This window comes from Xanthomonas floridensis (genome assembly GCF_001642575.1).
GTDB classification, from domain to species: Bacteria; Pseudomonadota; Gammaproteobacteria; order Xanthomonadales; family Xanthomonadaceae; genus Xanthomonas; species Xanthomonas floridensis.
Genome location: NZ_LXNG01000003.1, coordinates 60,879 through 74,257, shown reverse-complemented (window position 1 = coordinate 74,257; position 13,379 = coordinate 60,879). Strand labels below are relative to the sequence as shown.

The following is a 13,379-nucleotide window of genomic DNA, read 5'->3' as shown; positions in this document are numbered from 1 at the left end:
GTTGCTTGAGCGCGGCAGGCGCCTGCCGATGCGGGCTGTCCACGCTGGATGCGTTGTCGCTTCGGCTCGATGCAGCCAGCTCCCGTGCGTTTTAGACCTTGTCGGGGGAGCGACATCCGGCAAACGATCGATACATGGTCCCGGGATGCGGCGCGGCGTTGCCTGCAACTTGCGCGGGAGAGCCAGTGCCGAGACACGCATGCCCGTACGATAGCTGCGGTGGTGCCGGCTCAGCGTGCCGGGGCGGTGGCGAACTCGCCGCGTTGCAGCTTGGTCACGTCGTTGCCCTGCCCGTCCTTGAGGCTGAGATCCGCGCCCTTGGCGGCCAGATCCTTGAGCACGTCGGTGCGCTGGAACAGTGCGGCATACATGGCCGCAGTCTGGCCGGCGTTGTTGCGCTGGTCGGGCGCGCAATCGGCCTGCATCAGGCGCCTGGCGATCGCCAGCTCGCCCTTGAAGATGGCACCCATCAGGGCGGTGTTGCCGCGCTTGTCCTGCGCGCAGGGGTCGGCGCCGGCGCTGAGCAACTGTTCCACCGCCGGGCGCTGGCCGTGGTAGGCCGCCAGGATCAACGCGGTATAGCCTTTCTCGTCGCGGGTGTTGAGGTCGTAGTGCGAGCGGATGAATTCGGCCAGCATGTCCTGGCGCCCTTCGCGCGCGGCATCGAAGAAGTACTCGCGCAGCTGCCGCTTGATCTGCTCTGGGCTTGACGTGGATGACGTGGGCGCTGCGGGCGTGGCAGACGGCGAGGCAGCGATGGCTGGCGCGCACAGGGCGCTCAGCATGACCAACAGCAGGGTGCGCATATCGCTCTCCCAAAACGGGGACGGCACCGCGGCATGGCCGCGATGCCGTCGGATGGATCAATCCTGCAGGCTGGAGGCCAGCTGCTTGACGCGCGCCAGGTCGCCCTTGGCAACGCGGGTCACGCCAGTGCCGTACTCGGGGTCGGCCTTGTACAGGAACGACAGCACCAGGTGCTTGCTCTCGGTATCGGTGGTGGCCAGCGACTCGCCGAAGCTCTGCACCAGATCGGCACGATCCTTCTTGCTGTAGGAGCGGTACAACTCACCGGCCTGCTTGAAGTTCTGCTCGCGGGTGATCTTGGCCTGCTGCGTGGTGCCCGACAGCGGCAATTCGCTGTAGCGTGCGGCGGTGTCCTGCGGACGCGGCTCCAGGCGGCTCGGCTCGTAGTTCACGCCGCTGGTGGTGTGGCCGTTATTGCCTTCGCCATCCTGGTTGCCGTTATTGACGGCCACGCGCGGGCGGTTGACCGGCAGGCTCAGCCCGTTGGCACCGATGCGATACAGCTGGGTGTCGGCATAGGAGAAGATACGGCCCTGCAACAGACGATCTTCAGACGGCTCGATACCCGGCACCAGGTTGGCCGGCGCCATCGCGACCTGCTCGGTTTCCTGGAAGAAGTTGTCGACGTTCTTGTTCAACACCATCTGGCCGACCTTCTGCTCCGGCACATCCGGCCAGATCTTGGTGGCATCGAGCGGGTCGAAATCGAACTTGGCCAGGTCTTCGGGCTTGAGCACCTGCACGTACAGGTCCCACTTCGGGAAATCGCCCTTCTTGATCGCACCGACCAGATCGTTGGTCAGGTGGCTGTAGTCCTTGGACTGGACCGCGGCAACCTGCTTGGGATCGAGGTTCTTGATGCCCTGCAGCGTCTTCCAATGGAACTTGACGTAATGTACCTCGCCCTGCGCGTTGACCAGCTTGTAGGCGTGCACGCCATTGCCGTCCATGAAGCGGTAGCCGGCGGGCGTGCCTTCATTGGAGTACAACAGGGTCAGCGTGCGGGTGCTTTCTGGCACGTGCGAGAAGAAATCGAAGCGACGCGAGTCGTCGTCCAGGTTGGTGCGCGGGTCCGGCTTGAACGCATGGACCATGTCGGGGAACTTGATCGCATCGCGGATGAAGAAGGTCGGGAAGTTGTTGCCGACCAGATCCCAGTTGCCTTCGCTGGTATAGAACTTGGTCGCGAAACCATGCGGGTCGCGCAGCGTTTCCGGCGAATGATTGCCGTGCACCACCGATGAAAAGCGCACGAACACCGGAGTCTTCTCGCCGGCGCTGAACACCTTGGCCTTGGTCAGGTTGGACAGATCGGCGGTGGCGGTGAATTCGCCTTTGACGCCGGTGCCGCGCGCATGCACCACACGCTCGGGAATACGCTCGCGATCGAAACGCTGCAGTTTCTGGATCAGCTGCACGTCCTGCAGCAAGGTCGGGCCGGTGGCGCCCGCGGTCTGCGAATTCTGGTTGTCGCCCACCTTGGCGCCGTTGTCGCGGGTCAGAACGGATTGGGCAAAGACCGGCGGGGCGATCAGCGTGGGGGCTAGCAGGGCTAGCACCATGAGGGATCCAGGGCGCATGGCGTCAGCTCGTGTTGAGGGAGCTGAATCATGGCCAGCAGGCCGTAGCGTGAGAAGTCGTTAGTTCTGATCGCTACGATAGGCGAACATGATGATGACTGCGTTGCGTGATATGCATCGCTTTCGATGTGGCAGCGTGTTGCAGATCACAACGCTCTCCGGGGCGGCGCGGCGTTATCAGTGTTCGCATTGCATGACATAACTGCCGACGACGATGCACGGATGCTGCGACGCAAGGCTGTTGCCTGGAGTTATTCACTGCCTCACTTCAGCCAGCTCATGAAGCAGGCAGCTCCTAAACAGTCCCAAGCCGCGTGCGCACGGCATCTGGGGACTTGTAAGGAACCAATGTCTTCCCTGGCACGGTCACCGTGTCCGTCAACTGCATCCCGCCTGGGGACAGCGTGAACTGTGGAGTGGACAGCCACGTATTGCCCTCACCCAAGAGCTGGACGATCAACGCAATCTCCGCATCTCCCCGAACCACAACCGCCCTGATTGGGCCGTCACTCTCCCAGTAGGTGATATGCCCGGCCGCAATGCGCAGCGTCAACTCGTCTGCGTCCGACCTACAAGACTCGGCGCTGCCAGTCCACTGACCATCAAAGCGGTCCGGCACCGTGGACATGCCATTGCCTGCATGCGCCAAGATCGGGAGGAACAGTGCCAAGGCATAAAAGCGAGTGCTCACGGCCCCCCTTGGCGGTCCAGTGAGTTGGGCGGGCAGGTGCGGTGCTACAGCAGTGCATTAGTGATGCGCGCGCAGCGGGTAACTTGTTCCCCCACTGTGCGCTCTGTCGCTACACAGCACGCGCAATGACCGCTATCAGCGCCCGATCACCCGCTTGAACGGCGGCAACGCATCGATGATGCGCTTGCCGTAGCGACGCGTCAGCAGGCGCGAGTCGAGGATGATGACCCGGCCATGGTCGCTGGAGCTGCGGATCAAACGGCCGGCGAACTGCGTCAGCGTGCGCAGCGCATGCGGAATGGCGATCAGGTTGAACGCATTGTGGCCGCGGCTTTCCAGCCACTCGCTCAAGGTGGAGGTCTGCGGATCGGTCGGCACGGCAAACGGCACCTGGGTGATGACCACCGTGGTGCAGGCCTCGCCGGGCAGATCCAGACCTTCGCCGAAGGAATTGAGCCCGAACAACACAGAGCCCTCGCCAGCGGCGATGCGGCGCAGATGTTCGGTGATCAGCTGCGACTTGTTGCCCTCGCCCTGCACCAGCACGCGGTTGCGTTGCGCCAGCGGCATCAGGTCGGCGACCTTTTCCATCTTCCAGCGCGAGGTGAACAGCACGATACTGCCCTTGGCGTTCCAATCCAGTTCGCGCACCAGATATTTGGCCACTTCCTTGGGATGCCCTTCGCGATCGTCCGGGGTGACCGGGAAATTGGGCACGATCAGCTCGGCCTGATTGGGCAGGTCGAACGGCGAGGCCAGCGAGGCCATTTCGGCGTGATCGGGCAGCCCATTGTCGATGGCGAAGGACTGGAAATCGCCGCCGCCGGTGAGTGTGGCCGAGGTCATCACCACCGAATCCACCTCGTTCCAGATCATCGTGCGCAACACCTGTGCAGCCGACACCGGCGAGCAATGGCAGATCAGATCGCCATCGCGCGAGAGGGTGATCCAGCGCGCCATCGGCGGCTGGCCTTCCTTGTCTTCGCGCCGCCAGCCGCTCCACAGATTGTGCTGCTGCTCGGCCATTTCCAGCGCCAGGCCCAGGTTGCGTTGCAGGCGCTCGCGTGCGGCATCGTCCTGCTTGCCCTTGGCCACCGCGCCATGGGCGGCATGCACCCAGTTGAACAGTGCGCGGGTTTCTTCGCCCAGTTCTTCGATGGCCGGGCCCCACTGCGGCGGCAACTTGCCGTTGGCGGCGCGCCACAACGGGTCGCGCTCGCCGGGCTCGGGTTTCCACACGCGCTCGACTTCGGCATGGAAGGCCTTGAGCAGCTTGGACACCCGCGCCGCCACGTCGATGGCTTCGTTGGGCAGCAGGTTGCCGATCCTGTCCTTGTCCACCGCGCGGTACGCGGCGGCGATGAGGATCTGCATGCGGCCGGTGCGCTTGGCCATCTCGTCCAGCGGCAGGTTGGCTGCGCCCTGGTCGATCGCCACGCCGGCGATGTGGTGGCCTTCGTCGAGCACCAGCAGCATGTCCGACGGCGGGGCGATCAGCGGCTGCCCGTTTTCGGCATCGCCCAGCGACAACGAGGACAGCAGCAGGGCGTGGTTGGTCACCACGATCTGCGCTTCGCGCACATCGGTACGCGCCTTGAGCACCGGGCATTGCGCGGCATAACTGCAGCGGCGCCCCGCACAGCCGGAGGCCGGGGTGGTGATGCGCATACGCAGCGGCACCGAGACCTGCTCGGGGGCATCGTCCAGGTCGCCGTTCCAGGTGCGTGCGGCATAGGCCTTGGCCAGCCGCTTGGCCAGATCCGCATCGACCGGGCTCAGCGGGCGGTCGTACAGCGCCTGCTCGTCTTCGAACATGGCGTTCTGGCTGGTGTCGCCTTCCAGCTCGGCAGCGTTGCGCGTGCACAGGTAGCGGGTGCGGCCCTTGGCCAGCGCCACGGTGGCTTCCAGCCCGGTGGCCTTGAGGAAGGCCGGGATGTCGCGTTCCACCAGCTGCGACTGCAGTGCCACCGTGCCGGTACTGATCACCAGCTTCTTCTTGGTGGCCAGGGCGATCGGCACGCCGGCAGTGAGGTAACCCAGGCTCTTGCCCACGCCGGTGGGTGCCTCGGCGATGCCGATGCCGCCGGAGGTGGCCAGCGCACGCGAGACCAGGCCGATCATCTGGCTCTGCGCGCGGCGGGTGGCAAAACCGGGCGTATTGGCCTGCAGCTTGGCGTAGGCATCGCGGATGCCGGCCTTGATCGGGTCGGTCAGCACGCGCTGGGTGGGAACGGGCGCAGACGGCGCGGCCGGAGGGGCAAGATCACTCATCGCGCCATTTTCGCACGGACCGGCGCAGTGACTGCGACCGCCGCGCCCCGCGGCTGAACGCAATGGTCTTGCGCGTGGCAAGGCAGGGCGCTGCCTGCCGCCTGATGCGTCGTATCGCTGAAGACCACGCGGCGCCGGTCGTGCATGCCGGCTGTCGCAGCGATGCACGCCATTCGCCGCTGCGATGCGATGGTGTAGCGGCCCGGGCCTGCGTGCCGCTGCCTGCCTGCGGTCAGCCGCCGCGCCGGGAGCGCGGCCACGCATGCCATGCCCACAGCGCGCCAATGGCAAGCATCGCCACTCCCATCAGCAGCATGCCGACACCGACGCCGCTCGGTCCGAACCGTGCGTACAGCATGCCGGCACGATTGACCGTGGCCAGCGCCTGCGAATGCAGCAGCGTCCAGCCCCCCTGCCCCGCACACACCAGCCCCACCACGACCAGCGCCAGGGCCTTGAGCGGGATCACCCGCGCGGGCCGGCATCCTTCGCCGGCCCCTGCAGGCTGCGCGCCAGCGTCCACACCAGCAGGCCGATGCCCACCGCCTGCACCGCCGTCAGCACAAAGCGGCTGATGCCCATCACCATGCCGATCTGGCGCACGTTGCCCTGCTCCAGCAGCAGCATCGGGATGGCCTGGAACGCGACTTCAGACAGCACGCAGCCCAGCAGCAGCCACAGCCCAACCAACCCTGCCCGTCGCAGCGGGCCCTGCGGGGCGCGCCACAGCAGCACCAGGCCCAGCAGCACGGCGATCAGCATCGGGACGCGCGACAACAGGCTGGTGATCAGGCTGAGCAGGATGTCGGTAAGCGTCATGGCGGCCGGCTCAGTCGGCGCTGACCAGCACCGCCTCGCGGGCGCGCAGCGCGGCGTAGACCGGGTCGGTCTCCGGACGCACGCCATGCCACAGCGCGAAGCTCTCGGCCGCCTGTTCCACCAGCATCCCCAGCCCGTCGATGGCGTAACGGCACTGCGCCGCGCGCGCCCAGGCCAGGAACGCGATGGCGGTGGCGCCGTAGTTCAGATCGACCGCGGCGGTCAGGCTGTTGACCAGGCCCAGCGGCAATGCAAAGGCGCCGGCATCGCGGTCGCGCCCGGCCGCGGTGGCATTGACGATCAACTCGAAGTCGCCCAGCTCGCGCAGGTCTTCGATGTAACGCGACATCACCCGCGCCGGTTCGCCCAGCGCATCGCACAAGGCATCGGCGCGTTCGGGCGAGCGGTTCACCACCACCATCTCGGTGATGCCGGCCTCCAGCAGCGCCGGTGCCACGCCACGCGCAGCGCCACCGGCGCCGAGCAGCAGCACGCGGCGGCCGCGCAGATCCAGGCCGTGGCGCTCGGTGAGATCGCGCACCAGGCCGGCGCCGTCGGTGTTGTCGCCCTGCCACTGGCCGTCGTTGCGCACCAGCGTATTGACCGCGCCGGCCAGGCGCGCGCGCGCGCTCAGGCTGCTGGACAGCGCACAGGCGGCCTCCTTCAATGGCAGGGTGACGTTGGCCCCCTTGCCGCCTTCGTCGGCGAAGCGCTGCAGCGCGGCGGCGAAGTCTTCCGGCGGCGCATCGATGGCGGTGTAGTCCAGCGCGATGCCGGTCTGCTTCCCGAAGTCGGCATGGATGGCCGGCGACAGCGAATGGGCAACGGGGTGACCGAACACGGCATAACGGGATACGGGCATGTAACGCTCTCTGGTTGACTAGACTGTGCGCAAGATGAGGCAGGAACACCGCATGCTAGTTCGATGGACGCTGCCGGCGCTGGCGGCGAGTTTACTCTTCGCGCCGTCTGCGTCGGGGCTGGCCGAATTCGGCATCGAAGGCATGGGCGTGGTCTCCACGCCGGCCAACGAGGCGCGCGCCACGCTCAGCCCGGACGGGCAACGCATCGTCTGGGCCAGCGACCGCGCCGGTGGAGCCGGCGGCTGGGACCTGTGGCAGGCGCAGCTGCGCGGCGGGCGCTGGCAGGACCCGCAGCCGCTGGCGATCAACACCGCCCAGGACGAGAGCACGCCGGTGTTCAGTGCCGATGGACGCTGGCTGCTGTTCGCCTCGTCGCGGCCCGGCGGGGCCGGCGGCAGCGATCTGTACCGGGTGCCGGTGGATGCGCAGGGCCGCCTCGGTGCGGTGCAGTCGCTGGGCGCGGCGATCAACAGCGCGGGTCACGAACGCGCGCCCACGCTGTCGCTGGACGGTACGCGCCTGCTGTTCGCCAGCGACGGGCATGGCGGCGCCGGTGGCATGGACCTGTTCGTGGCGCGCTGGGACGGGCAGGCCTTCACCGCCTCCACGCCCTTGGGCGACATCAACACCGCTGCCGACGAATCCGATGCGGCCTGGCTTGCCGATGGCCGCGGCCTGGTATGGGCGCGCGGCGCGGCCGGCGGCCCCAGCCAGCTGCTGCTGGCGGCCTGCAAGGGCGGCCACTACGGCACGGGCCAGCCACTGCCGCTGTCGTTCAACGGGCCGCAGGAACACACCTTCGGTGCAGTGGTGGATGCGGCCAAGCCGGGCGAGCTGCTGGTGACCGGCAGTGCGCGTGCACCGCGTGCCGGGCAACTGGACATCTACCGGATGAAGGCACCGACGGTGGCTGGAGAGGCCGGCTGCCGCTGAGCGTGCGGGCAGCGGCCGGCACCCGCACGGCGCACCAGGCACCACACGCCGGAGCCTGGACGGCGCGGACAAGGCGACACGTCGCCGCGCCGCGCACCCCATTGGCGCCACCTGCAGGCATCACCGCGCGCAACGGCGACATGGCGCAACGCGACCGTGGTCGGCAGGCAAGCCGGTGGTGGCATTGCGCCCGCCATCGACCGGGCGGCCGTTGGTAGATCCCCTGCTCGCGAAGATGCACTGCGCCGGGCGCCAGCGCCGTGGCGCCAACCTGCCTGGCGCGACGGCCGGTTCTGGAACGTACCGGGAGCGCGCTCACAGCCAACCTGTTGCGCACGCAGGACTGTCGCGAAACAACGCAGCCTCACCTTACCTTTTCACGCTCACATCAAGGCGCGGATCGCATTTGCTGACCCCGCACCCCTGCCCTGGAAACGCGTCGTGCTGCAGCCATCAGCCACCGTGACCTGGGATCAATAGACATCGCGGCGGTAACGACCGGCGGCGGTCAGCGATTCCACCCGCGCCTGGCCCAGAATGTCGCGCAGCGTGGCGTCCACCGCACGCGCCATGCTGTCCAGGCTGCCGCAGACGTACAGCACCGCACCGCGATCGATCCAATGGCGCAACGCGTCGCCGGCCTCGTGCAGACGATGCTGTACATAGCGCTTGTGCGCCTGGTCGCGCGAGAACACCTGGTCCAGCTGTTGCAGATGGCCGCTGGCCTGCCAGGCCTGCAGCTCATCGGCAAACAGCCGGTCGTGGGCGGCCTGGCGTTCGCCAAACAGCAGCCAGTGCCCGTGCAGGCCGGCCAATTCGGCCTCGCGCAACAAAGCCCGCAGGCCCGCAATGCCGGTTCCGTTGCCGATCAACACCATCGGGGCGGCCTCCACCCGATGGAAGCCGGGATTGGTGCGTAGCCGCGCATGCACCGGCGCACCGATCGGTGCGTGATGGATCAGCCAGCCCGAGCCCAGCCCCGGGCGGCCATCGGCGCCAGTGGTCAACCGCACCACCGCCGTCGCCAGGCCATCGGCCGGCACGCTGGCCAGCGAATAGTCGCGGGTGGGCAACCAGTCGCAGCCATCCAGCCAGGTTTGCGGGTCCGGGCGTGGCACCGGGCCGGTGGCCGGCGCTTCGGGCAACACGCGCTCGGCGGCGGCGCGATGCAACGGCAGCAGCTGCGCTTCCACGTGCACCGATGCCTCTGCTGGCAACCCCCACGCCGCCAGGCAGGCACGCACCTGCGCGTCGGCATGCGCGGGCTGCACTTCCAGGATGTCGCCGGCCTGCCACTGCGCATCGGCCGGCGGCTGCAGGTCGATGCGCCAGATCGGCGCGCCGGTGCTGCCCGGATTCAGATGCGTGCGCGATGCCAGTACCCAGGACGTTCGCCGCGGCCGCGCCAGCGCTACCGCAGTCAGCGGCGTACCGGCGATCTGTTCCAGCTGCGCATGCCATTGCGCCAGCGCCTGCGGATCGGTGTTGTCCATTTCCACCGCCGGGAACAGCGCGCGCGCGCCCTGCGCCTGCACCCACTGTTCGACCCGCCGCGAAAACCCGCAGAACTGCGCGTACTGGCGGTCGCCCAACGCCAGCACCGCATAGGCCAGCTGCGGCAATGCAATGCGCTGGCGCAGCAACTCGCGCTCGACGCCACGCGCCGCATCCGGCGGCTCGCCGTCACCAAAGGTGCTGATCACGAACAACGCATGCCGGGTGGCCTGCAGTTGCTGCGCATCCACCTGCCCGAGCGGGCGCACCTGCACCGGCAGGCCGGCCGCCTGCAGATGTCCGGCCGCCTGCCACGCCAGCCGTTCGGCAAAACCGCTCTGGCTGGCGAAGGCGATCAACCACGGCTCGGCCCGCGAGGCCGGCGGCGCGCTTTGCAGCACCACACGCGCCGCACGCAGCGCACGCTTCTTGCGCCGCCGATCCAGATACAGCATCCAGCCGCTGATGAAGAACACCGACATGCCCAGGCTGGCCAGCATCACCACGATGCGCCCCGGCAGGCCGAAGAAACTGCCGGTGTGCAACGGAAACATGCTGACCATCCACTGCTGCCCGCGCGCCAGTTGCGCGTAGTCCCGGCGCGTCAGCAAGGCGCCGCTGGCGGGATCGATTTCCAGCGTGTCGAAGGCACGGTCGTGATCGGGATCGTCAGGCAGGAACCGCGCGATCAACGGTTGCCCTGCACGCGCGGGAATGCGCACATCCAACGCCGCGTGGCGGGTGGCGGGAATGCTGCCGAGGGTGCGCTGCACCCGCGCGAAATCCACTGTGGCCCTGGCATGCGAGCGTTGCTCGGCGTGCGGCGCAGGTTCGGCGCCCAGCAACGCCGCCATGCCATCGCGATACCAGGGATAGGACCAGGTCAGCCCGGTCAGGGCCACCAGCAAATAGACCAGCAGGCACCAGGTGCCGAACACCGCGTGCAGGCTCCACAGAAAGCTGCGCCCCTGCCGCCGCCATTCCACCGCCAGCCAGGTGCGCGGGCTCCACCAACGCCGCGGCCAACGCAGGTACACGCCCGAGGCACAGAAAAACAGCAGGATCAGCGTGCAGGCGCCGGTGACCGCCTGGCCACGCTTGCCGGCAGCGAGATGCCGGTGCAGGTCTTCGATGAAGGCAAATGCATCACTGAGCCGTGGCGCCGCCACGCGCTGCCCGGTGTAGGGGTCGAAGTACACCCGTGCGCTGCCCTTGCCGGCCAGACGCGCGTTGGACGGCCGCGTACCGGTGGGATCGATCAGCATGCGCGTGACCGCCGGCCCCGTGCCGGGAGCCTGCCGGTCCACGTCGAGCCGCTGCAGCAGCACGTCCACCGGCAATGCCTGCTCGCCGGCCGCATGCCGCTGTGCCAGCTGCGCGATGGCCGGATTGGCCAACCGCACAACCTCGTCCTCGAATGACATCAACGCGCCGGTCGCTCCCATCACCGACAGCACCAGGCCGGCAGTAATGCCAAGCAGCCAGTGCAGTTGAAACAGCAGCGTTTTGATCAAGACGGGGAAAGACTGAATGACGTGACGGCATTGTAGATGAGAATGCGTCTCATGCGGTGCAGCGCACCAAACAGCGCGCTCGCCCATTGCGGTAGGCATCTCGCCAGCGGTCAGCTGATGCACATCTCGCGGTCATCGAATGGACACCATGCCTTACCACTTTCTTCGCTCCCCCACTGGCAAGCGAGTTGTCCGATGTCCTTCTTAGCGCGTGGCTGCCTGGTTCTGGCAGCGTTGTTCAGCACCTCCGCGGCGCTGGCCGCTACCAACTGCCCTTCGCTGTACGCCAACGGCACGCCGCCGGGCGTGCACAGCGCCACCACGCGCACCACCGAGGTGTGCCACACCGAGTACGCGTTGCTGGCATCGGGCGTGACCAAGGACCCGGTGTATTCGGCCGAGCATCTGACCGACCAGCAGGTGGCCGGCGCCGACGCGATCGGCCGGGTCGGCTCCTTCCATGAAGAAACCGGCCTTCCGGCAGCGGATCGCTCCAAGAGCAGCGATTACACCAATACCGGCTTCGATCGCGGGCACATGACCCCGGCCGGCGACGCATCCACCGAAAGCTCGGAGAAGGAAACCTTTTCCATGGCCAATGTCGTGCCGCAGAACCACACGCTCAACACCGGCGAATGGGCACATATCGAAGCGCAGGTACGCCAGCTGGCCAAGCAGCAGGGCGAGCTGTACGTGGTGACCGGCCCGGCCTTCGACAGCGGCACCGCACAGACCATCGGTACCGACCAGGTTGCCGTTCCGGCCTATGTGTGGAAAGCGATCTACGAACCGGGCGTGGGTGCCGGCGCCTATCTGTGTGCCAACGACAGCAGCATCAACTGCGACGTGGTGTCCATCGACGATTTGATCGTGATGACCAACGTGGACCCGTTCCCGTCGATCAGCGCAGCCATGAAGTCGCAAGCGATTGCGTTGGTGTTGCCGTAACTTCCACGCTGGTACGCAGCAGGCCGCTGCACGCGCAGCAACCTGGTGGACCTGGCACGCAGACGGCAATCGGCAATCGCAGCGGCGTGTGCATGCAGGGCGCGCGCACACCGCCGCTGCCAGGTGGTGCCGATGCCAGCGTCTGGCACGGCGCAATGCGCGGCCAATCCTTCCGCCAGGGCCGCGAACACGGCGCTGCAGGCGGCACTGGCGCGCAGGTCCTGACGCATCGTGACCCAGACGTCCAGGGCAACGCCAACCTGCCGCGGCAACACCGGCAGCAAGCGCGGCGCCCGTTGCGCGAGCGCCGCCTGGCAGAAGCAGATGCCGATGCCGCATCCGGCACGGAGCAGCGCCAGCTGTGCCAGATCGCTGTCGGCACGCAGCGGCGCCTGCGGCGAGGCGGCCGCAGGCTTTGCGCTCAGCGCGTTTCGCGCAACCAGCGCGCCACGTGCGGCGCGAAATAGGTCAGCACGCCATCGGCACCGGCGCGCTTGAAGGCCATCAGGGCCTCGAGCACGCACGTGCGCTCATCCAGCCAGCCATTGGCCGCTGCCGCCTTGAGCATCGCGTACTCGCCGCTGACCTGGTACGCAAAGGTCGGCACGCGGAATTCTTCCTTCACCCGCCGCACCACATCCAGGTAGGGCATGCCCGGCTTGACCATCACCATGTCCGCGCCTTCTTCCAGGTCCAGCGCGATCTCGCGCATGGCCTCGTCGCCGTTGGCCGGGTCCATCTGGTAGGTGGTCTTGTCGGCCTTGCCCAGATTGCCGGCGCTGCCCACCGCATCGCGGAACGGGCCGTAGAACGCCGAGGCATACTTGGCCGAATACGCCATGATGCGTACGTTGAGATGGTCGTCGGCATCCAGCGCGCGACGGATCGCCCCGATACGGCCGTCCATCATGTCCGACGGTGAAATGATGTCCACGCCGGCCTGCGCATGCGACAACGATTGCTTCACCAGCGCCTCGACAGTGATCTCGTTGAGCACGTAGCCCTTGTCGTCGATCAACCCGTCCTGGCCGTGCGTGGTGTACGGGTCCAGCGCCACGTCGGTCATGATGCCCAGCTCCGGAAAGCGCGACTTCAGCGCACGCACCGCGCGTTGCGCCAGGCCGTCCGGATTCCAGGCTTCGGCGGCGTCCAGACTCTTGCCGGCCGGATCGATGACCGGGAACAGATCGATCACCGGGATGCCCAGCTCCAACGCGCTTTCCGCCTCACGCAGCAGTTCGTCCAGCGACAGGCGCTCCACGCCCGGCATCGAGGCGATCGGCGCGCGGCCGGGTAGCTCATGCACGAACACTGGCCAGATCAGGTCATCGGTGGTCAGCGTGTTTTCGCGCATCAACCGACGCGAAAACGCGTCGTGGCGCATGCGGCGGGGGCGATAGTGCGGATGGGCCATGACAAGGCTCCTTTAGACAGCGCATCAGTTTACGCCTGCGTTTCC

11 protein-coding genes and 1 pseudogene are annotated in these 13,379 nt (G+C 67.3%); 2 read left to right on the top strand and 10 right to left on the bottom strand.

The annotated features are described in order from the left end of the window. Positions 1 to 230: 230 nt before the first annotated feature. The 7 genes from A7D17_RS02485 to aroE form a co-directional block, all read right to left on the bottom strand. Positions 231 to 806, bottom strand: a complete 576-nt coding sequence (locus A7D17_RS02485) for an ankyrin repeat domain-containing protein (RefSeq protein WP_064507648.1) — start codon at positions 804 to 806, stop codon at positions 231 to 233. 57 nt (positions 807 to 863) lie between these two features. Continuing rightward, complete coding sequence (gene katB, locus A7D17_RS02480) at positions 864 to 2,369, bottom strand: catalase KatB (RefSeq protein ID WP_193395302.1); 1,506 nt, start codon at positions 2,367 to 2,369, stop codon at positions 864 to 866. Between the two features lie 313 nt (positions 2,370 to 2,682). Next, the gene (locus A7D17_RS02475) at positions 2,683 to 3,078 is read right to left on the bottom strand and encodes a hypothetical protein (protein WP_064507646.1); all 396 of its coding nucleotides are present in this window, start codon (positions 3,076 to 3,078) and stop codon (positions 2,683 to 2,685) included. A 135-nt stretch (positions 3,079 to 3,213) separates the two neighbouring features. Beyond that, positions 3,214 to 5,349: an ATP-dependent DNA helicase DinG gene (gene dinG, locus A7D17_RS02470; RefSeq protein WP_064507645.1), complete on the bottom strand. Its 2,136-nt coding sequence runs from the start codon at positions 5,347 to 5,349 to the stop codon at positions 3,214 to 3,216. A gap of 232 nt (positions 5,350 to 5,581) precedes the next feature. Continuing rightward, positions 5,582 to 5,818 (bottom strand): hypothetical protein, encoded by a 237-nt coding sequence (locus tag A7D17_RS02465; RefSeq protein WP_064507644.1) that lies wholly within the window; start codon positions 5,816 to 5,818, stop codon positions 5,582 to 5,584. Further along, a complete protein-coding gene (locus tag A7D17_RS02460) occupies positions 5,815 to 6,168 on the bottom strand; it encodes a hypothetical protein (RefSeq protein WP_064507643.1) in 354 nt (117 codons plus the stop codon). The genes A7D17_RS02465 and A7D17_RS02460 overlap by 4 nt, the downstream gene beginning before the upstream one ends. Positions 6,169 to 6,178: 10 nt before the next feature. After that, positions 6,179 to 7,030, bottom strand: coding sequence for a shikimate dehydrogenase (gene aroE, locus A7D17_RS02455; RefSeq protein ID WP_064507642.1), 852 nt, complete (start codon positions 7,028 to 7,030; stop codon positions 6,179 to 6,181). A 52-nt stretch (positions 7,031 to 7,082) separates the two neighbouring features. Between aroE and A7D17_RS02450 the strand changes: the two genes are divergently transcribed. After that, positions 7,083 to 7,964, top strand: coding sequence for a TolB family protein (locus tag A7D17_RS02450; RefSeq protein ID WP_064507715.1), 882 nt, complete (start codon positions 7,083 to 7,085; stop codon positions 7,962 to 7,964). A 473-nt stretch (positions 7,965 to 8,437) separates the two neighbouring features. Here the strand turns inward: A7D17_RS02450 and A7D17_RS02445 are convergent, their stop codons facing one another. Beyond that, positions 8,438 to 10,972 carry a PepSY domain-containing protein gene (locus A7D17_RS02445; protein ID WP_064507641.1) on the bottom strand — a complete coding sequence of 845 codons (2,535 nt, stop codon included), beginning with the start codon at positions 10,970 to 10,972 and terminating at the stop codon, positions 8,438 to 8,440. A gap of 195 nt (positions 10,973 to 11,167) precedes the next feature. Between A7D17_RS02445 and A7D17_RS02440 the strand changes: the two genes are divergently transcribed. Beyond that, positions 11,168 to 11,920 (top strand): DNA/RNA non-specific endonuclease, encoded by a 753-nt coding sequence (locus A7D17_RS02440; RefSeq protein WP_064507640.1) that lies wholly within the window; start codon positions 11,168 to 11,170, stop codon positions 11,918 to 11,920. A gap of 125 nt (positions 11,921 to 12,045) precedes the next feature. Here A7D17_RS02440 and A7D17_RS24755 read toward each other — a convergent pair. Both A7D17_RS24755 and hemB read right to left on the bottom strand, forming a co-directional pair. Continuing rightward, positions 12,046 to 12,306 (bottom strand): annotated as a pseudogene (locus A7D17_RS24755) (LysR family transcriptional regulator); the annotation flags it as partial. Between the two features lie 35 nt (positions 12,307 to 12,341). After that, entirely contained in the window at positions 12,342 to 13,334 is a 993-nt protein-coding gene (hemB, locus tag A7D17_RS02430; protein ID WP_064507638.1) for a porphobilinogen synthase, read from the bottom strand. Between the last annotated feature and the right edge of the window lie 45 nt (positions 13,335 to 13,379).